We start from the raw sequence: 17,208 nt of genomic DNA on the forward strand, positions 1-17,208 counted from the left end.
TACCGGCGGGTACACTCGACGGATCGCCCACCGCCGGAGGTGCACCGTGCCGTACCCAACGGACCGAGAACGAGACCGCCCGTGGGTGATGCGCACCTATGCGGGGCACTCCTCGGCGGCCGCGTCGAACGAGCTCTACCGGCGCAACCTCGCGAAGGGCCAGACCGGCCTTTCGGTGGCGTTCGACCTGCCCACCCAGACCGGCTACGACCCGGACCACCAGCTCTCGCGCGGCGAGGTCGGCAAGGTCGGCGTGCCGGTGTCGCACATCGGCGACATGCGGCAGCTCTTCGACGGCATCCCGCTCGCCGAGGCGAACACGTCGATGACCATCAACGCGCCGGCCATGTGGCTGCTCGCGCTGTACGTCTCCGTGGCGCGCGAGCAGGCCGAGGCCGAGGGGCGGGACGTCGACGAGGTTCTCGCGAAGCTCGCCGGTACCACCCAGAACGACATCATCAAGGAGTACCTGTCCCGCGGGACGTACATCTTCCCGCCGGGACCGAGCCTGCGGCTGATCACCGACGTGATCGCTTGGACCGTGCACCACGTCCCGCAGTGGAACCCGATCAACATCTGCAGCTACCACCTGCAGGAAGCCGGCGCGACGCCGACGCAGGAGGTCGCCTACGCGCTGTGCACCGCGATCGCCGTGCTCGACGCCGTCCGCGACTCCGGCCAGGTCGAGGCGGCCGACATGGCCAAGGTCGTCGCGCGGATCTCCTTCTTCGTCAACGCCGGCGTCCGGTTCGTCGAGGAGATGTCCAAGATGCGCGCGTTCACCGCGCTCTGGGACGAGATCACGCGGGACCGCTACGGCGTGACGGACCCCAAGGCCCGCCGCCTGCGCTACGGCGTCCAGGTCAACTCGCTCGGGCTGACCGAGGCCCAGCCGGAGAACAACGTCCAGCGGATCGTGCTGGAGATGCTCGCGGTGTCGCTCTCCCGCGGCGCCCGCGCCCGCGCGATCCAGCTGCCCGCGTGGAACGAGGCCCTCGGCCTGCCCCGGCCGTGGGACCAGCAGTGGGCGCTGCGGATGCAGCAGGTGCTCGCCTTCGAGACCGACCTGCTGGAGTACGAGGACATCTTCGACGGCTCGCACGTCATCCAGGCCAAGGTCGACGAGATCATGGCCGGCGCGCGCGAGGAGATCGCCCGCGTGCAGGACCTCGGCGGCGCGGTCGCCGCGGTCGAGAGCGGCTACATGAAGTCGCAGCTGGTCGCGTCGCTGGCCGAGTACCGCCGGGGGATGGAGAACGGCGAGCGGATCTTGGTCGGCGTCAACAAGTTCGAGACGACCGAGCCGTCGCCGCTGCAGGCCGAGGGCGCGAAGGCGATCGAGACGGTCGACCCCGCCGCCGAGAAGGCCGCCATCCAGGCCATCGAGGAGTGGCGCGCCCGGCGCGACAACGCCGCCGTCGAGCGGTCGCTGGCCACGCTCAAGGAACGCGCGCAGACCGCGGAAAACCTCTTCGAGGCCACTGTGGACTGTGCGCGGGCCGGCGTGACGACCGGCGAGTGGGCCGGCGCGCTGCGCGAGGTGTTCGGCGAATACCGGGCGCCCACCGGCGTTTCCGCCTCCGCGGTCGCCGGCGTGGGCGACGCCGAGCTGGAGCGGGTGCGGGCTCGGGTCCGGGAAACCGAGGCGGAACTGGGTGAACGGCTGCGGATCCTCGTCGGCAAGCCGGGCCTCGACGGGCACTCGAACGGCGCCGAGCAGGTCGCCGTCCGGGCGCGCGACGCCGGCTTCGAGGTCGTCTACCAGGGCATCCGGCTGACGCCCGAGCAGATCACCGCGGCCGCGGTGCAGGAGGGCGTGCACGTCGTCGGGCTGTCCGTGCTCTCCGGTTCGCACCTCGAGGTCGTCCCGCAGGTCGTCAACGGTCTGCGCGCCGCGGGGGCGGGTGACGTGCCGGTGATCGTCGGCGGCATCATCCCGCCGGACGACGCCGCGCTGCTGCTCGAACGCGGCGTCGCCCGGGTGTTCACGCCCAAGGACTACGAGCTCACCGGGATCATGGCCGGCATCGTGGACCTGATCCGGGAGCGGCACGGGCTCAGCTGAGCCCGGCCAGGATGTCCTTTGTGGACTTCACGGTGGCGAACTGGTTCGCCAGGTTCGCCGCCGTGACGCGGTACAGCTCGTCCGCCGTGACGACCTCGCCGTCGATGCCCGGCAGGTCGAACGTGTACGTCGCGTCGAGGGCGAAAGTCACGTCGTAGCCGAGGTTCCCGCCCATCCGCGCGGTGGTCTCGCAGCAGAAGTTCGTCTGGATGCCGGCCAGCACGAAGCTCGTGATGCCGCGCTTGCGCAGCCACGCGTCGAGGTCGACGTCGCCGATGAAGGCCGAGTTGACCTGCTTGCCGAACACCAGGTCAGGCCGGGCGCCATCGAGTTCGGCCTTGAAGTCGTTGCCGGACTGGCCGGGCCGCAGCGGCGAGCCCGGTTCCCGGGAGTCGTGGTGCACGAGCACCACCGGGAGCCGTCTGTCCTGCCACGCGTCGAGCAGGGCCTTCATGTTCGCTTCGGCGCCGGGGTTGTTGCGCGGGCCCCAGAACCCCGCCTCGTCGAACCCGCGCTGGACGTCGATCAGGATGAGTGCCGTTTCGGTCATGCCTCGAGTTTCGCGGCTTCCGGGACCCGGCAGGGAGTGGCAGAAGGTGCGCGATGCGGTACTTTCCTGCCATGCGCACGATCGGCGTCCTGCTGCTGCCGGGCACCCGGGGGTTCGACCTCGCGGTGATCGGCGAGGTCTGGGCGCAGGACCGGACCGACAGCGGGATCGGCCCGTTCACGGTCCGGCTGTGCAGCCCGGGCCGGGTGCGCACGCCGCTGTCGCCGTTCGGCGACGTCGCGGCCACGCACGGGCTCGCCGGGCTCGTCGGCTGCGACCTCGTGCTGGCGCCGGGCCGCGACGACCCGCGCGCGCCGGTCCCGCCGGCCGCCGTCGCGGCGCTGCGCCGGGCGCACCGGAGCGGGACGACCGTCGCCGGGCTGTGCTCCGGCGCGTTCACGCTGGCCGCCGCCGGGCTGCTCGACGGCCGCCCGGCGACCACGCACTGGCGTGACCTCGACGCCCTCGCCGAAGCCGCGCCGCGCGCGGACCTGCAGCGTGACGTGCTCTACACCGACGACGGCGGCGTCCTGACGTCGGCGGGTGTCGTCGGCGGCCTCGACCTCTGCCTGTACCTGGTCCGGCGCGACCACGGCGCCGACGTCGCCGCCGCGCTCGCGCGCCGGCTCGTGATGCCGCCGGCGCGCGAGGGCGGGCAGCGGCAGTACGTCGACCACCCGCTGCCGCCGTCGGCGGCCCAGCCCGGCCTGGCGTCCACGATGGACTGGGCGCTGGCCCGGCTGGCGGCCGGGATCGGCGTCGAGGACCTCGTCGGGCACGCGCGGATGAGCGAGCGGACGTTCCACCGCGAGTTCGCCGCGGCCACCGGCGTGACGCCGGGGCGCTGGCTGCGCGTCCAGCGCGTCCGGTACGCGCAGCGGCTGCTGGAGACGACCGAGCTGCCGGTCGAGCGGGTCGCGCAGCGGTCGGGGCTGGGCACGGCGGCGAACCTGCGCCGGCGGATGCGCGCCGAGGTCGGCGTCGGGCCGGACAGTTACCGGCGCACGTTCCGGGCCGGAGGGGCTACGGTCGGGGAATGTACGAGCACCTCCTGATGAGCCGGGACGGCGACACCGTCACGATCACCATGAACCGGCCGGCGCGGCGCAACTCGCTGTCGGCGGACCACCTCGCCGAGCTGCTCGCCGCGTTCCGCGCGGCGGGGACGTCCGACGCGACCGGCGTCGTGCTGGCCGGCGCGGGACCGGTGTTCTCCGCGGGGCACGACTTCGGCGACGTGGCCAAGCGCGACCTGATGGGCGTGCGCGAACTGCTGACGCTGTGCACCGACCTGATGCAGACCATGCAGTCGATCCCGCAGGTCGTCATCGCGCGGGTGCACGGCCTGGCCACCGCGGCGGGCTGCCAGCTCGTGGCGTCGTGCGACCTGGCCGTGGCCGCCGAGTCGGCGGGGTTCGCGCTGCCGGGCGGCAAGGGCGGCTGGTTCTGCCACACGCCGGCGGTCCCGGTGGCGCGCTCGATCGGCCGCAAGCGGCTGATGGAGCTGGCGCTGACCGGCGACGTCATCGACGCGGCGACGGCGCTCGACTGGGGCCTGGTCAACCGGGTCGTCCCCGACGACCAGCTCGACGACGCCGTCGGGGACCTCCTGTCGCGGGCGACGCGCGGCAGCCGCGCCAGCAAGTCGATGGGCAAGGTGACGCTCTACGCCCAGCTCGACCGGCCCGAGGCCGACGCGTACGCGATCGCGCTGGAGGTCATGGCCGCGGCGTCCCAGCTGCCCGGCGCACGCGAAGGCATGGCGGCTTTCCTGGAGAAGCGCAAGCCCTCCTGGCCCGACTGATTCGTCCCCGGCTCCCGCCGGGGCTTTTTCGTGGCCGCGGACCGTACCATACGGTATGGTATGGCCATGGCGGGCAAACGGGACTGGCTGGACGCGGGGTTGGTGCTGCTGGCGGAACAGGGTGCGCCGGCGGTGACGATCGAGCGGCTCACCGAACGCCTCGGGCTGTCGAAGGGCTCGTTCTACCACCACTTCAAGGGCATGGGCGGCTACCGCACCGCGCTGCTGGAGCACTTCGAAACCGAACGCACCACGCGGTTCGTGGAGCAGGCCGAAGGGGCGGGGGAAGACCGGCTGAGCGTGTTGCTGAGCCTGGTCCTCGCGCCGGGACCCGGGCCGGAGCTGGAGATCGCCGTCCGGGCGTGGGCGCTGCAGGACGCCGAGGCGAGGGCCGTCCAGGAGCGCGTGGACGCCACCCGCGTGGCCTACCTGACCGAGATCAGCGGCGACGCCGATCTTGCGCAGGCGCTCTACCTGGTCGTCGTCGGGGCGGCACAGGTCGTGCCGCCGCTGACCGGCCGTGGGCTGAAGAACGTACTGGAATTCGTACTGGGGAGACGGAAATGACCGAGCCGTACGTCGACGGGGCCGACTACGTCGAATTCAAGGAGATCGAGAGCGAGAACAGCCTGCGCGAGTTCGTCGCGGGCGTGTTCGGCTGGTCGCCGGCCTGGGTGAAAGCCCTCTTCGGCGTCCGGTACCTGCTCGCCAAGGCACTGCGGCTGGACACCGCCTCGGTGCCGCGCACCGGACGCCTCCGGCCGGAGGACGTCGGGTTCGCGCCCGGCGACCGTGTGGCGTTCTTCACCGTCCGGTCCGGCGATCCCGAGCGGTACCTCGTCGCCGGCGTCGACGACAGTCACCTGACCGGGTACCTGACGGTCGAAGCGCTGCCGCGCGGCTTCCGGCTCGGCACCATCGTGCACTTCCACAACCGGGTCGGCCCGGCCTACTTCGCGCTCGTCAAACCGTTCCACCACCTGGTGATCCGGGGAATGCTCAAGGCCGGTGCCGCTCGGCCAGCATGAGCTGCATCCACGCGGCGATCGACTGCGCGTCGGTGATCTCGCCGGTGAGGATCATCTTGTCGATGTCCTCGCGCGCGAACCACGCGCTGCGCATGTCCTGCTCCTCGTGCTCGCGTTCCGGCTCGCCTTCGGTGATGTCCGTGGCGAGGAACACCCAGCCGCGCTGGCTGCTCATGCCGGCCGCGACGTCGAGCTTGCCGAGCGGGACCAGCGAGCCCGCGCGCAGGCCCGTCTCCTCGCGCAGCTCCCGGGCGGCGAGCTCGGCGGGCGGCACGTCCGCCAGGTCCGGCGCGGTGCCCTGCGGGAACTCCCAGCGCCGCTGCCCGAGCGGGTAGCGGAACTGCTCGACCAGCCGGAACCGGTCGCCGTCCCGGGCGATGACGAGCGCGTAGGTGGGCTTGTCGATCACGCCGTAGATGCCCGCCGAGCCGTCGGAGCGGCGGATCTCGTCCTCCCGCACCGTCATCCAGTTGTTCCGGTACACCTCGCGGGACGCGACACGCTGAATGGGGTCCACGCGCCCAGTATCACCGACCCTGTCCTACCCTCCTCGGGTGCGTCTCGTGATCGCGCGGTGCCAGGTCGACTACGCCGGCCGGCTCACCGCCCACCTGCCGATGGCCACCCGCCTGCTGCTCGTCAAGTCCGACGGCTCGGTGTCGGTGCACTCCGACGACCGTGCGTACAAGCCGTTGAACTGGATGAGCCCGCCGTGCTGGCTCATCGAGGACGGCAAGCTCTGGATCGTGGAGAACAAGCAGGGCGAGAAGCTGGTGATCTCGATCGAAGAGGTCTTCCACGACTACTCCCAGGCCCTGGGCGCGGAACCAGGCCTGCAGAAGGACGGCGTCGAAGCGCACCTGCAGGAACTGCTGGCCGAGCACATCAAGACCCTCGGCGACGGCTACACCCTGGTCCGCCGCGAATTTCCGACGGCGATCGGCCCGGTCGACATCATGGCCCGCGACGCCGACGGCCGCTCGGTCGCGGTCGAAATCAAGCGCCGCGGCGAAATCGACGGCGTCGAGCAGCTCACGCGCTACCTGGAACTGCTCAACCGCGACCCGCTGCTGGCCCCGGTGCAGGGCGTGTTCGCGGCCCAGATCATCAAGCCGCAGGCCCGCACGCTGGCCGAGGACCGCGGCATCCGGTGCCTGACGCTGGACTACGACGAGCTGCGCGGCATCGAGTCCGACGAATTCCGGCTGTTCTGACGTGGAGCCCGGCCGGTACGTCCACTACAAGGGCGGCGAATACGAGGTGCTCGGCGTGGCCCGGCACAGCGAGACCGAAGAGAAGCTCGTGGTCTACCGGGCGCTCTACGGCGAAAGGGGGCTGTGGGTGCGCCCGGAGCCGATGTTCGCCGGGACGGTCGAGACGCCCGCCGGCCGGGTGCCGCGCTTCCGGCGCGTCGCGGACTGAACGCGTACCGTTGAAAAATCGCCCCGCCGGTTGCCCGAACGGGCGGATCTCGGTGCCGATACCGAATCGATGCCGAAACAGATGTATCTGATTCGGTGATTTCCGCTCCGCCAGGGAATCGTTAACCCGATAGGCGCCCGCGCAGTGAGTGGATATTTTGTGGCCGCTATTCCTCCGCTGTTCGGGTGAGGTCGGGATCTTATTCTCCGTTGCCGTGCGACACTCGGAATCGAGGGGTTCCGCCGGTGCGTCCGGCGTGGCCGGAGGGTGGTGCGCTCGGCCGTCTTTCTGCGTCGTGCCAACGTTTCAGTCCGCCTTCGAGCTCGTGTGCGCATGCCAGCCGGCCGGTGTGCGCGCGTTTTCGCCTGCACGGAGGAGGAAGTCATGCGTTATCGCCCACTCGGTTCCGATCCGGCCGACCCGCGCCTGGGCCGGTTCATTCCGGATGACTGGCGGCACGTCGAAAGGTATCCGCTCGGTGCGCTGGCCGAGGAGGATCGCCCGACCCGGTCGCCGGTCGTGCTCGGGGTCAACTGGTATTCGGCGTTCGACCAGCCGGAACAGGACGGGACCTCCGGCGAGTTCTTCATCGCGAAGGCCGGCGTCAAGAAACTCGGCCACATCCGCGGCGGCCACTGCGTCTGCCTCGAACCGGGCGGCACGCCGGACACCGATGCCTTGTACGCGTTCTACGACCAGGGCCGCGAAGGCGCCTGTGTCGGCTTCGGCTGGTCCCGGTGCATGTCGCTGTTCAACAGCAGCGAGTACGCGGCCCGCTGGCTGTGGGATGCGGGCAAGAAACGCGACGAATGGCCCGAGACCAACCCGGGCGACGACAACGGCACGTCGGTCCGGGCCGCGGCCGAGGTCCTCAAGGAGGCCGGCCACGTCCTGTGGGACGACTCCTACGCCGACGACGACTGGCAGGCGCGGGAGAAGTACACCCCCGAGGCCAAGCAGGGCATCAAGGCGTTCCGCTGGGCGAAGTCGGTCGACGACGTCCACGCGGTGCTCGCCAACCCGCGGGCCGACGAACTCGGCGCCGTGCCGATCCTCAACTCGTGGGGCCCGAGCTTCCCGCACCGGACGTACCTGCCCGACGCGGTGCTCGCCAAGCTGATCGACGAGGAAGGCGAGATCGCGGTCCCGACCGACCGGTGATGACCAGCCGCTCCCGCGGCGCGTGAGGAAGGCGCGTTTCCCCTGGTGAAGGCCGGGGGAGGCGCGCCTTCCGGCCATTGTGGACACGTCAGCGTGCCGACCCTGAATCCATGCAGTACTGTCCGGATCCGACAGGATGCTGGTGATTCCTGTCGGATGTTGTCCTGCTTGACTTGTGTTGTTCCAAGAAGTACTGCCGGAGGTGGGTCGGGTGCTGGTCCTAGCCGATGCGAACCTGCGACTCGACGCGAGCGCGATCGACTACATCGAGTTGGCGTTCTACTTCGTGCTCGTGCTCGGTATCGGGTACCTGGCGCGGCGGCAGGTGTCGAGCAGCCTCGACTTCTTCCTTTCCGGGCGATCGCTGCCGGCCTGGGTCACCGGCCTCGCGTTCATCTCGGCGAACCTCGGCGCGGTCGAAGTCATGGGCATGTCGGCCAACGGGGCCAAGTACGGCCTGCCGACCGTGCACTACTTCTGGATCGGCGCCATCCCGGCGATGCTGTTCCTCGGCATCGTGATGATGCCCTTCTACTACGGCTCGAAGGTCCGCAGCGTCCCCGAGTTCATGCGGCGGCGCTTCGGCAAGCCGGCCCACCTCGTCAACGGCGTCAGCTTCGCCGCCGCCCAGATCCTGATCGCGGGCGCGAACCTCTTCCTCCTCGCCAGCGTCGTCAAGCTGCTCCTCGGCTGGCCGCTGTGGGTGTCGATCGTCGTCGCCGCCGCGATCGTGCTCTCCTACACCGCGCTCGGCGGCCTCTCCGCCGCGATCTACAACGAGGTCCTGCAGTTCTTCGTGATCGTCATCGCGCTGGTGCCGCTGACGATCATCGGCCTGGTCAAGGTCGGCGGCTGGCAGGGACTGGTCGACAAGGTGACCAACAGCCCGGGCGGGTCGGCGCAGCTGCACTCGTGGCCCGGCGACAACCTGACCGGCTTCGGCAACAACATCCTGTCGATCCTCGGCATCGTGTTCGGCCTCGGGTTCGTGCTCTCCTTCGGGTACTGGACGACGAACTTCGTCGAGGTCCAGCGCGCGATGGCGTCGAAGAGCATGTCGGCCGCGCGGCGCACCCCGATCATCGGCGCGTTCCCGAAGATGCTGGTCCCGTTCATCGTGATCATCCCCGGCATGATCGCCGCGGTCACCGTGTCCGAGTACGTGAAGGACAAGCAGGTGCTGCTCGACGGCGGCACCGCCGAAAGCGGCGTCACGTTCAACAACGCGCTTCTGCTGCTGATGCGCGACCTGCTCCCGAACGGCATGCTCGGCATCGCCATCGCCGGCCTGCTCGCGTCGTTCATGGCCGGCATGGCGGCCAACCTGAGCTCGTTCAACACGGTCTTCACCTACGACATCTGGCAGACCTACGTCCAGAAGGACAAGCCGGACCACTACTACCTGAACCTGGGCCGGATCGTGACGTCGGCCGGCACGATCCTCGCGATCGGCACGGCGTTCATCGCCTCGCAGTCCAGCAACATCCTGGACTACCTGCAGGACCTGTTCTCCTTCTTCAACGCCCCGCTGTTCGCGACCTTCATCCTCGGCATGTTCTGGAAGCGGATGACCCCGCACGCCGGCTGGAGCGGCCTGGTGCTCGGGACGGCGTCCGCGATCACCGTCTGGGGCCTGTCGAAGGCCGGGGTGCTGGGCCTGACCGGCCAGGGCATCAGCTTCGTCGCCGCCGGGACCGCGTTCGTCGTCGACATCGTGGTGAGCGTCATCGTCTCGCTGGCCACCCGGCCGAAGCCGGACGAGGAGCTGGTCGGCCTGGTCTACTCGCTCACGCCGAAGGAAACCCGTCAGCACGACTCGACCGGCGAGAACGCGGGCTGGTACCGCAAGCCGGGCCTGCTCGCGGGCATCGTGCTCGTCCTGACCATCGCCCTGAACGCCATCTTCTAGGAGGCCGGAATGGCTACCGAATCGCAGCCGCGCGCCCACAAGGCCGGCGCCTTCGACATCCGGCTGATCATCGCCCTGCTGATCGGCGTCTACGGCGTCATCCTCACCGTCATGGGCATCGGCTTCACCTCCGATGACGACATCAAGAAGGCGGCCGACGTCAACATCAACCTGTGGGCCGGGATCGGCATGCTGGTGGTCGCCGCGCTGTTCGCCACCTGGGCCCTGGTCCGGCCGCTCGTCGTGCCGGCGGAGCCCGAGACCGACGACACAACGGCCGTCGCCGGCGAATAACCGGGTTGTCCGGACACCGGCGCGCACCGGCAGCTACCGTGCTCGGCGTGTTCCCAGATGTTCGGCGCCGCCGTCTCCCGAAGCTGTTCCTGCTGGTCACCGCGCTCGCGCTGCCGCTGACGGCGTGCGGGCCGGACCTCGGCAAGTCCAACTTCGCCCGGACGACGGTGCCCGCGGCGGCCGCCACCGGCCAGGTCGCCGACGGCCCGATCACCGACGCCGCCGTGGCGGCCGACGTGCTCCGCATGATCCAGCCGTGCCAGTTCCTGACCAAGGACGCCCTCGGGGCGCTGGGCCTCGGCACGGTCGAGGACGACCCGTCGCCGTCCTCGATCGCCTTCGACTCCTGCCGCAACAAGGTGAAGGACCCGGGCGGCAAGGAGATCCGGCTCCAGCTCGAGATCGGCAGCACGACGGCCCCGCGGGCCGACAAGACGACCGGAGCGGTCGGCGGGCTGCCGCTGCGGGTGAACAAGACCGGCGACACCGACTGCAGCGTGGCGGTGATGACGGCGTTGAACCCGGACCTGGCGCTCGAGGTGACGGTCACCTACGCCGGTGATCCCTGCCGTCCCGGGCAGACGTTCGCCGAGGCCGTCGTCCAGAAGCTGCACAATTCGCCGGAGAAGTACGCGACGCCGCCGGGGACCGTGCTGACCGCCGATCCGTGCGCGATGGCCGACGCGGCAGCGGTGACCTCCGTCGTGCCGGCGGCGAAGGCGGCACCCACGGGTCTGCACTCGTGCGAGTGGCGGGACCGAGGCCCGTCGGTGACGGTCGGGTTCCTGCCGGGGCTGCCGCCGATCGTCGGCGACGGTTACTCCAAGGTGGACCTCGGCAACGGGGTGTCCGGTTTCCAGCGGCCGCCGCCCGGGGATTCGGCGCGGTGCAAGGTGCAGTGGCAGCACCGGCCGTGGCAGGGCGACGACGTCGAACTGGCCCAGGTGGACTACCAGGGCTACGACGACAGCACCGCCGATCCGTGCGGCAAGGCGGTGACCGTTGCGAAGAACGTGGTCACCAAGCTGCCCAAACCCTGATCTGGCGGTCGGCCGCGCGGAGAGGTAGGAAGGGGACACCCCACCCGCCGATGTGCCGGAGGCTGCCGTGAAGAAGATCATCAACGATCCGGCGAACGTGGTCGCCGAGTCGCTGCGGGGCATCGCCGCCGCGCACGCCGACGTCCTCCGCGTCCAGTACGACCCGGACGTCGTGATCAGAGCCGACGCGCCGGTCGCGGGCAAGGTCGCCGTCATCTCCGGCGGCGGGTCCGGGCACGAGCCGCTGCACGGCGGCTTCGTCGGTCCGGGCATGCTCGCCGCCGCCGTGCCAGGCGCGGTGTTCACCTCGCCGACCCCGGACGCGGTGCAGGCCGCGGTCACCGCGACCACCGGGGACGCGGGCGCGCTGCTCATCGTGAAGAACTACACCGGTGACGTGCTGAACTTCGAGACGGCCGCCGAGCTCGCCGCGGCCGAGGGCCTCGAGGTGCGCAGCGTCGTGATCGACGACGACGTCGCGGTCAAGGACTCGACCTACACCGCGGGCCGCCGCGGGGTCGGCGGGACGGTGCTGCTGGAGAAGATCACCGGCGCCGCCGCCGAGCGCGGCGACTCGCTCGACGCCGTCACCGCGCTGGCGCAGAAGGTGATCGGCCAGGTCCGGTCGATCGGCGTCGCGCTCACCGCGCCGACCGTGCCGCACGCCGGCACCCCGAGCTTCGACCTCGCCGAGAGCGAGATCGAGTTCGGCATCGGCATCCACGGCGAGCCCGGCCGCGAGCGGATCCCGGCCGAGCCGGCCGACGCCCTGGTGGCACGGATGGTCGAGGCGGTCGTCTCGGACCTGCCGTTCGCCTCGGGCGACCGCGTGCTCCTGTTCACCAACTCGATGGGCGGCACCCCGCTCGTCGAGCTCTACCTGGCCCACGGCATCGCCGAGCGGCTGCTGGCCGACCGTGGGATCGTGGTCGAGCGCCGGCTGGTCGGCCCGTACATCACCAGCCTCGAGATGCAGGGGATGAGTCTGACGTTGCTCAAACTGGACGACGAACTGACCGAGCTGTGGGACGCCCCGGTCAACACCGCGGCGCTGCGGTGGGGGCTCTGATGGCCTGCACGGCCGAGGGGGTCGCGGCGGCGGTGCGTGCCGCCGCGGCGGTGGTCGCCGAGCACCGCGTGGAGCTGATCGACCTCGACCGGGCCATCGGCGACGGCGACCACGGCGAGAACCTCAACCGCGGCTTCACGGCCGTCGTGGCGGCGCTCGGCTCGGCCGTACCGGACACCCCCGGCGGCGTGCTGAAGCTCGTCGCCACGACGCTGATCTCCAAGGTCGGCGGGGCCGCGGGGCCGCTGTACGGCACGGCTTTCCTGCGCGCTTCGGCCAAGCTCGCCTCGGCGGCCGACCTCGACGTCCCGGCGCTGCTGGACGCGTTGCGGGCCGGCCTCGAAGGCGTCCAGGCCCGCGGCAAGGCCGTAAGCGGCGACGCGACCATGGTCGACGCCCTGATCCCGGCGGTGTCGGCGGCGGAAAAGGCGGCCGCGGACGGCGGGGACGTCACCGCGGTGCTGACCGCGGCGGCCGACGCGGCCGACACCGGCGCGGAATCCACTGTGGACCTGGTGCCGCGGAAGGGCCGGGCGTCCTACCTCGGCGAGCGCGCCGTCGGGCACATGGATCCCGGCGCCCGCTCCTCGGCGCTGCTGCTGCGGGCGTTCGCGGAGGCCGCCCGGTGAGCGTGGGAATCGTACTCGTTTCGCACAGCGCGAAGCTCGCCGAAGGGCTGGCCGAGCTGGCCGCCCAGATGGCGCCGGACGTCACCATCGTGCCGACGGGCGGCCTCACCGACGGCTCGATCGGCACGGACTACGACGAGGTCGTCGCGGCCACCCAGCGAGCCGACCACGGTGACGGCGTGGTGCTGCTCTACGACCTCGGCAGCGCGCAGATGACCGCCGAGCTCGCGGTCGAGTCGCTGGCCGACCCCTCGGCCGCGATCGTCGCGGACGGCCCGCTGGTCGAGGGCGCGATCGCGGCCGCGGTCGCGGCGCAGGCCGGCCGGGACCGCAAGGCGGTGGCGGAGGCGGCCGCGACGGCCGGGATCCCCGAGGACCTGGCCCCGGCCGAGGCCGCCGCCGACAGCGCCGAAATCGAGCTGGAGCTGCACAACGAGGTCGGCTTGCACGCGCGGCCGGCCGGGTTGCTGGTGCGCACGCTGAGCGCGTTCGACGCCGACGTCACCGTGCGGCTGGGCGACCAGGAGGCCGACGGCAAAAGCGTGCTCGCCCTCATGTCGCTCGGCGCGCGGCAGGGCGACCGGATCCGCGTGCGAGCGCGCGGGCCGCAGGCTTCCGCCGCGCTGGAGAAGGTGAAGGAGCTGGTCGACGGCGATTTCGGCGAATGAAACCGCCGTCGCCGACCGGGTGACTTGAGCCGTACTGACTCGATTCCGTCTGGGCATCAGTGGTGCCGCGTGGCAGTATCGGGGCCAATTACCAGCGAGTAACATCTCTGGAGGCCTCGATGGCGCGGGACATCTCGACGGTCGGTGTGGTGGGCCTGGGCACCATGGGCTCCGGAATCACCGAAGTGCTCGCGCGCAGCGGGCTCGACGTCGTCACGGTCGAACTCGACGAGGCCGGGATCGCCCGCGGCCGCGGGCACCTCGAGCACTCCACCGAACGCGCGCTCTCCGGCGGCAAGCTGGACGCTGCCGGACGGACCGCGCTGCTGGGCCGGATCCGCTACGGCACGTCGCTGTCGGATCTGTCCGAAGTGGACTTGGTGATCGAGGCGATCCCGGAGAACCTGACGGCGAAGGCCGACGTCTTCACCGAGCTGGACAAGATCACCCGGCCCGAGGTCGTCTTCGCGTCCAACACGTCGTCGCTGTCGATCACCGAGATCGGCGTGCACACCACGCGTCCCGGCAAGGTCGTCGGGATGCACTTCTTCAACCCGGCGCCGGTGCAGAAGCTCGTCGAGATCGTGAAGACCGTGGTGACCGAGCCGGACGTGGTCGCCGAAGTCGTCGAGTTCGCCGAACGGCTGGGCAAGGTGCCGGTGGTGATCGGCGACCGGGCCGGGTTCATCGCCAACGCGCTGCTGTTCGGCTACCTCAACCACGCGGTGCGGATGTACGAGCAGCGTTACGCCACGCGCGAGGATCTCGACGCCGCGATGCGCTTCGGCTGCGGCTACCCGATGGGCCCGCTCGCGCTGCTCGACCTGATCGGGCTGGACACCGCGAACGAAATCCTCGACACGATGTACCACCAGTCCCGCAACCGGTTGCACGCGCCTGCGCCGCTGCTCAAGCAGATGATCACCGCGGGCCTGCTCGGCCGCAAGACCGGCCGGGGCTTCTACACCTACGACGGCCCGGACTCGCCCAACGTGGTCTCGGACGCGGCCGTTTCGTCCACTGTGGACTCGGTGCCGCCGCGGCCGGTGACGCGGGTCGGCGTGGTCGGGACGGGCACGATGGCCACCGGGATCGCGGAGGTGTTCGCCAAGCGCGGCCTCGACGTCGTGCTGCGGGCCCGGAGCCTGGAGAAGGCGCAGGCGTCCGTCGCGAAGGTGAAGAAGTCGCTCGACAAGGCCGTGGTCAAGGGCAAGCTGTCCGAAGAGGACGCTGCGGCCGCGCTGGCCCGCATCACCCCGGTGACCGACTTCGAGGCGCTGGCCGACGTCGACCTGGTCGTCGAGGCGGTGGCCGAGGAACTCTCGGTGAAGCAGGCGGTGTTCGCGGCGCTCGACGAGGTGGTCCGCCCGGGCGCGGTCTTGGCCACGACGACGTCCTCGTTGCCGGTCATCGAGTGCGCGGCCTCGACTTCGCGGCCGTCCGATGTGGTCGGTCTCCACTTCTTCAACCCCGCCCCGGTGATGAAGCTGGTCGAAGTGGTGTCGACGATCGCGACTGCCCCGGACGTGGTGGCGACGGCGAGCGCGGTCTGCGCCACGGTCGGCAAGCACGCGGTGCACTGCGGCGACCGCGCGGGCTTCATCGTCAACGCGCTGCTGTTCCCGTACCTCAACGACGCGGTGAAGATGCTGGAAGCCCACTACGCGGGCGCGGACGACATCGACACCGCCATGAAGGTCGGCTGCGGCCTGCCGATGGGCCCGTTCGAGCTGCTGGACGTCGTCGGCCTGGACGTTTCCCTGGCCATCCAGCGGACTTTGTACAACGAGTTCCGCGAAGAAGGCTTCGCGCCGGCGCCGCTGCTCGAACACCTCGTGACGGCCGGCCGGCTCGGCCGCAAGACCGGGAAGGGCTTCAAGGACTACTGATCAGCGCCCGGTCACCGCACCGAGGACCGGCTTCACGTCCAGGACCGGCGTGCCGTCGATCGCTTCCAGGCCGGTCACCGTGAGCGTGCCGTGCTCCGCGGCCGTCACCGTGACCGTGTGGAGGCCGATCGGGTTCGGGCGGTCCGGGGACCGCGTCGAAAACACGCCCTGCAGCGGCCGGTCCGGGTCGCTGCGCGGGTGGACCGCCTGGACTTCGCGGTCGGCTGCGTGCAGCCAGGTCAGCAGCACCAGGCGATCGCCCGGCCGGAGGTCGGCGGCCGCGGCGTGGAACTGCGGGTCGAACACCACGCGGGCCGGCGGCGCGCCCTCGTCACCCTGCTTCGGGGCGGTGGCGAGGTCGGTCAGGGCCGACTCCACCCGGGCGACCGGGCGCACCTCGTAGCCCGTCACCGGTAGTAGCCCTCGACCGGTACGCGGGCCTCGTCGAACAGCGCCGGGCCCTCCAGCTCGGGGCCGCCCCACGTGAGCGGCGGGCGCAGCGTCATGAACTGTTCCGTCGACAGCGCGTACACGACGCGCCCCAGCCCGGACCGCTGGATCGCGCCGGCGCACATGCCGCACGGCTGGGTGCTGGTGAACATCGTCGTGGCCGCCGCGGTTTCCGGGTCCAGGTGCTGCGCCGCCCAGCGGGCGAGCTTCAGCTCCGGGTGGGCCGTGATGTCGTCGTCGGTCAGCGACGTGTTGCGGTCCTCGGCCAGGATTTTCCCGTCGGCGTCGGCCAGCAGGGAGCCGAACGGCGGGTTGCCGTGTTCCTCGCGCGCCTCGCGGGCCAGCTCGATCGCCCGCCGCAGCAGGGCTTCTTCGGTGTCCTTCACCGGTTCTCCTTCCAGGATGCGGCCACCGCCGCGAGGTCCCGCCACGCCACCTCCGGGCGGAGGGTCTCGGCCGGGTCCGAGTCGAACGGGTCGAGCACGACGGTGTCCGCGCCCAGCGCCCGCAGCTGCGCCAGATCGTCGAGGACCTGGTCGAGCGTGCCTTCCCCGGCGCGCCGGTCCGGCCCGGTCACCGGGGTGCCGGTCACCCGCAGCAGGATCCGGGGCGCGAAGGCCGGCACCGGCCGGTCGCCGGCCAGCTTTTCCAGGCGCGCCAAGCCGTCCCGGAACCCGGCCACCGTCAGCCGCAGCGGGTGCCACGCGTCGCCGAGCTCCACCGCGCGACGCAGCCCGGCGTCGCTGTGCCCGCCGAGCCAGAGCGGGATCGGCCCCGCCCGGTAGTCGTCACGCTCGGCCCATGCGGCGCGGATCGCCCGCAGGTGTTCCGTGGTGAGTTTCCCGCGCTGCTCGAAAGGCACGCCCAGCGCGTCGAACTCCTGCTTCGCCCAGCCGATCCCGGCGCCGAGCACGAGCCGGCCGCCGCTGAGCGCGTCGAGGTTCGCCGCCATCCGCGCCACCAGCAGCGGATGCCGGTACGGCACCACCAGCACGGTGGTGCCCAGCCGCACCCGCCGCGTCACCCCGGCCAGCCAGGACAACGTCGTGAACGGCTCGTAGAACGGCGCCGGGTACTGCCCGGCGACGTCCGGCGTGATGGCGACGTGGTCGGACACCATCAGCAGGTCGAAGCCGAGCCCCTCGACCGTCTGCGCCCAGGCCCGCAGCACGCCCGGGTCCGTGCCGGGCCCGAAGTTGGGGACGTTCACGCCGATCTTCACGCCGCAAA

Annotated in this window: 20 protein-coding genes; 15 read left to right on the forward strand and 5 right to left on the reverse strand. The window is 71.0% G+C overall.

Annotated features, from left to right (window positions below; translation table 11 throughout):
- Window positions 1-46 precede the first annotated feature (46 nt).
- A complete protein-coding gene (locus AB0M93_RS28065) occupies window positions 47-2,065 on the forward strand; it encodes a protein meaA (protein WP_364278172.1) in 2,019 nt (672 codons plus the stop codon).
- Here the strand turns inward: AB0M93_RS28065 and AB0M93_RS28070 are convergent.
- Window positions 2,058-2,615 carry a cysteine hydrolase family protein gene (locus AB0M93_RS28070; protein ID WP_364278175.1) on the reverse strand — a complete coding sequence of 186 codons (558 nt, stop codon included), beginning with the start codon at window positions 2,613-2,615 and terminating at the stop codon, window positions 2,058-2,060. The genes AB0M93_RS28065 and AB0M93_RS28070 overlap by 8 nt on opposite strands.
- A gap of 71 nt (window positions 2,616-2,686) precedes the next feature.
- On the opposite strand from AB0M93_RS28070, the gene AB0M93_RS28075 reads away from it, so the two are divergent.
- The 4 genes from AB0M93_RS28075 (at window position 2,687) to AB0M93_RS28090 (ending at window position 5,447) form a co-directional block, all read left to right on the forward strand.
- Window positions 2,687-3,670, forward strand: a complete 984-nt coding sequence (locus AB0M93_RS28075; protein ID WP_364278178.1) for a helix-turn-helix domain-containing protein — start codon at window positions 2,687-2,689, stop codon at window positions 3,668-3,670.
- Window positions 3,652-4,419 carry an enoyl-CoA hydratase-related protein gene (locus AB0M93_RS28080; protein ID WP_364278181.1) on the forward strand — a complete coding sequence of 256 codons (768 nt, stop codon included), beginning with the start codon at window positions 3,652-3,654 and terminating at the stop codon, window positions 4,417-4,419. Before AB0M93_RS28075 ends, AB0M93_RS28080 begins: the two co-directional genes overlap by 19 nt.
- 66 nt (window positions 4,420-4,485) lie before the next feature.
- Window positions 4,486-4,986: a helix-turn-helix domain-containing protein gene (locus AB0M93_RS28085; RefSeq protein ID WP_364278184.1), complete on the forward strand. Its 501-nt coding sequence runs from the start codon at window positions 4,486-4,488 to the stop codon at window positions 4,984-4,986.
- A complete protein-coding gene (locus tag AB0M93_RS28090; protein WP_364278187.1) occupies window positions 4,983-5,447 on the forward strand; it encodes a DUF2867 domain-containing protein in 465 nt (154 codons plus the stop codon). The genes AB0M93_RS28085 and AB0M93_RS28090 overlap by 4 nt, the downstream gene beginning before the upstream one ends.
- On the opposite strand, the gene AB0M93_RS28095 is transcribed toward AB0M93_RS28090, so the two are convergent.
- A complete protein-coding gene (locus tag AB0M93_RS28095; protein WP_364278189.1) occupies window positions 5,419-5,964 on the reverse strand; it encodes an NUDIX hydrolase in 546 nt (181 codons plus the stop codon). The genes AB0M93_RS28090 and AB0M93_RS28095 overlap by 29 nt on opposite strands.
- A 37-nt stretch (window positions 5,965-6,001) precedes the next feature.
- On the opposite strand from AB0M93_RS28095, the gene nucS reads away from it, so the two are divergent.
- From nucS to AB0M93_RS28145, 10 genes are all read left to right on the forward strand, one after another.
- A complete protein-coding gene (gene nucS / locus AB0M93_RS28100) occupies window positions 6,002-6,661 on the forward strand; it encodes an endonuclease NucS (RefSeq protein WP_285985896.1) in 660 nt (219 codons plus the stop codon).
- Between the two features lies 1 nt (window position 6,662).
- The gene (locus AB0M93_RS28105) at window positions 6,663-6,869 is read left to right on the forward strand and encodes a DUF1653 domain-containing protein (protein ID WP_364278193.1); all 207 of its coding nucleotides are present in this window, start codon (window positions 6,663-6,665) and stop codon (window positions 6,867-6,869) included.
- A 384-nt stretch (window positions 6,870-7,253) separates the two neighbouring features.
- Window positions 7,254-8,030, forward strand: coding sequence for a hypothetical protein (locus AB0M93_RS28110; RefSeq protein ID WP_364278195.1), 777 nt, complete (start codon window positions 7,254-7,256; stop codon window positions 8,028-8,030).
- A 211-nt stretch (window positions 8,031-8,241) separates the two neighbouring features.
- Window positions 8,242-9,939, forward strand: coding sequence for a sodium:solute symporter family protein (locus AB0M93_RS28115; protein ID WP_364278198.1), 1,698 nt, complete (start codon window positions 8,242-8,244; stop codon window positions 9,937-9,939).
- Window positions 9,940-9,948: 9 nt separating this feature from the next.
- Entirely contained in the window at window positions 9,949-10,233 is a 285-nt protein-coding gene (locus tag AB0M93_RS28120; RefSeq protein ID WP_364278201.1) for a hypothetical protein, read from the forward strand.
- Between the two features lie 47 nt (window positions 10,234-10,280).
- Window positions 10,281-11,273, forward strand: coding sequence for a DUF3558 domain-containing protein (locus AB0M93_RS28125; protein ID WP_364278203.1), 993 nt, complete (start codon window positions 10,281-10,283; stop codon window positions 11,271-11,273).
- Window positions 11,274-11,340: 67 nt separating this feature from the next.
- A complete protein-coding gene (dhaK, locus tag AB0M93_RS28130) occupies window positions 11,341-12,342 on the forward strand; it encodes a dihydroxyacetone kinase subunit DhaK (protein ID WP_364278206.1) in 1,002 nt (333 codons plus the stop codon).
- The gene (dhaL, locus tag AB0M93_RS28135) at window positions 12,342-12,971 is read left to right on the forward strand and encodes a dihydroxyacetone kinase subunit DhaL (RefSeq protein ID WP_364278208.1); all 630 of its coding nucleotides are present in this window, start codon (window positions 12,342-12,344) and stop codon (window positions 12,969-12,971) included. The genes dhaK and dhaL overlap by 1 nt, the downstream gene beginning before the upstream one ends.
- On the forward strand, window positions 12,968-13,639 hold the full coding sequence (gene dhaM, locus AB0M93_RS28140) for a dihydroxyacetone kinase phosphoryl donor subunit DhaM (protein ID WP_364278211.1): 672 nt from the start codon (window positions 12,968-12,970) through the stop codon (window positions 13,637-13,639). The genes dhaL and dhaM overlap by 4 nt, the downstream gene beginning before the upstream one ends.
- Before the next feature lie 119 nt (window positions 13,640-13,758).
- The gene (locus tag AB0M93_RS28145) at window positions 13,759-15,528 is read left to right on the forward strand and encodes a 3-hydroxybutyryl-CoA dehydrogenase (protein ID WP_364278214.1); all 1,770 of its coding nucleotides are present in this window, start codon (window positions 13,759-13,761) and stop codon (window positions 15,526-15,528) included.
- On the opposite strand, the gene tsaA is transcribed toward AB0M93_RS28145, so the two are convergent.
- From tsaA to AB0M93_RS28160, 3 genes are read right to left on the reverse strand one after another with little or no spacing between them, the layout of a single operon-like run.
- On the reverse strand, window positions 15,529-15,939 hold the full coding sequence (tsaA, locus tag AB0M93_RS28150) for a tRNA (N6-threonylcarbamoyladenosine(37)-N6)-methyltransferase TrmO (protein ID WP_364278217.1): 411 nt from the start codon (window positions 15,937-15,939) through the stop codon (window positions 15,529-15,531).
- Window positions 15,936-16,364, reverse strand: a complete 429-nt coding sequence (locus AB0M93_RS28155; protein ID WP_364278220.1) for a nucleoside deaminase — start codon at window positions 16,362-16,364, stop codon at window positions 15,936-15,938. The genes tsaA and AB0M93_RS28155 overlap by 4 nt, the downstream gene beginning before the upstream one ends.
- Complete coding sequence (locus AB0M93_RS28160) at window positions 16,361-17,200, reverse strand: LLM class flavin-dependent oxidoreductase (RefSeq protein WP_364278223.1); 840 nt, start codon at window positions 17,198-17,200, stop codon at window positions 16,361-16,363. The genes AB0M93_RS28155 and AB0M93_RS28160 overlap by 4 nt, the downstream gene beginning before the upstream one ends.
- Window positions 17,201-17,208 lie beyond the last annotated feature (8 nt).

It is taken from the genome of Amycolatopsis sp. NPDC051102 (genome assembly GCF_040682815.1).
In the GTDB taxonomy this organism is placed as follows: Bacteria; Actinomycetota; Actinomycetes; order Mycobacteriales; family Pseudonocardiaceae; genus Amycolatopsis.

Excerpts from the sequence above, each read along its gene's own strand:
- AB0M93_RS28070 (WP_364278175.1), bottom strand. The coding sequence starts at position 2,615 with ATGACCGAAACGGCACTCATCCTGATCGACGTCCAGCGCGGGTTCGAC.
- AB0M93_RS28075 (WP_364278178.1), top strand. The coding sequence starts at position 2,687 with ATGCGCACGATCGGCGTCCTGCTGCTGCCGGGCACCCGGGGGTTCGAC.
- AB0M93_RS28080 (WP_364278181.1), top strand. The coding sequence starts at position 3,652 with ATGTACGAGCACCTCCTGATGAGCCGGGACGGCGACACCGTCACGATC.
- AB0M93_RS28085 (WP_364278184.1), top strand. The coding sequence starts at position 4,486 with ATGGCGGGCAAACGGGACTGGCTGGACGCGGGGTTGGTGCTGCTGGCG.
- AB0M93_RS28090 (WP_364278187.1), top strand. The coding sequence starts at position 4,983 with ATGACCGAGCCGTACGTCGACGGGGCCGACTACGTCGAATTCAAGGAG.
- AB0M93_RS28110 (WP_364278195.1), top strand. The coding sequence starts at position 7,254 with ATGCGTTATCGCCCACTCGGTTCCGATCCGGCCGACCCGCGCCTGGGC.
- AB0M93_RS28120 (WP_364278201.1), top strand. The coding sequence starts at position 9,949 with ATGGCTACCGAATCGCAGCCGCGCGCCCACAAGGCCGGCGCCTTCGAC.
- dhaL (WP_364278208.1), top strand. The coding sequence starts at position 12,342 with ATGGCCTGCACGGCCGAGGGGGTCGCGGCGGCGGTGCGTGCCGCCGCG.
- AB0M93_RS28145 (WP_364278214.1), top strand. The coding sequence starts at position 13,759 with ATGGCGCGGGACATCTCGACGGTCGGTGTGGTGGGCCTGGGCACCATG.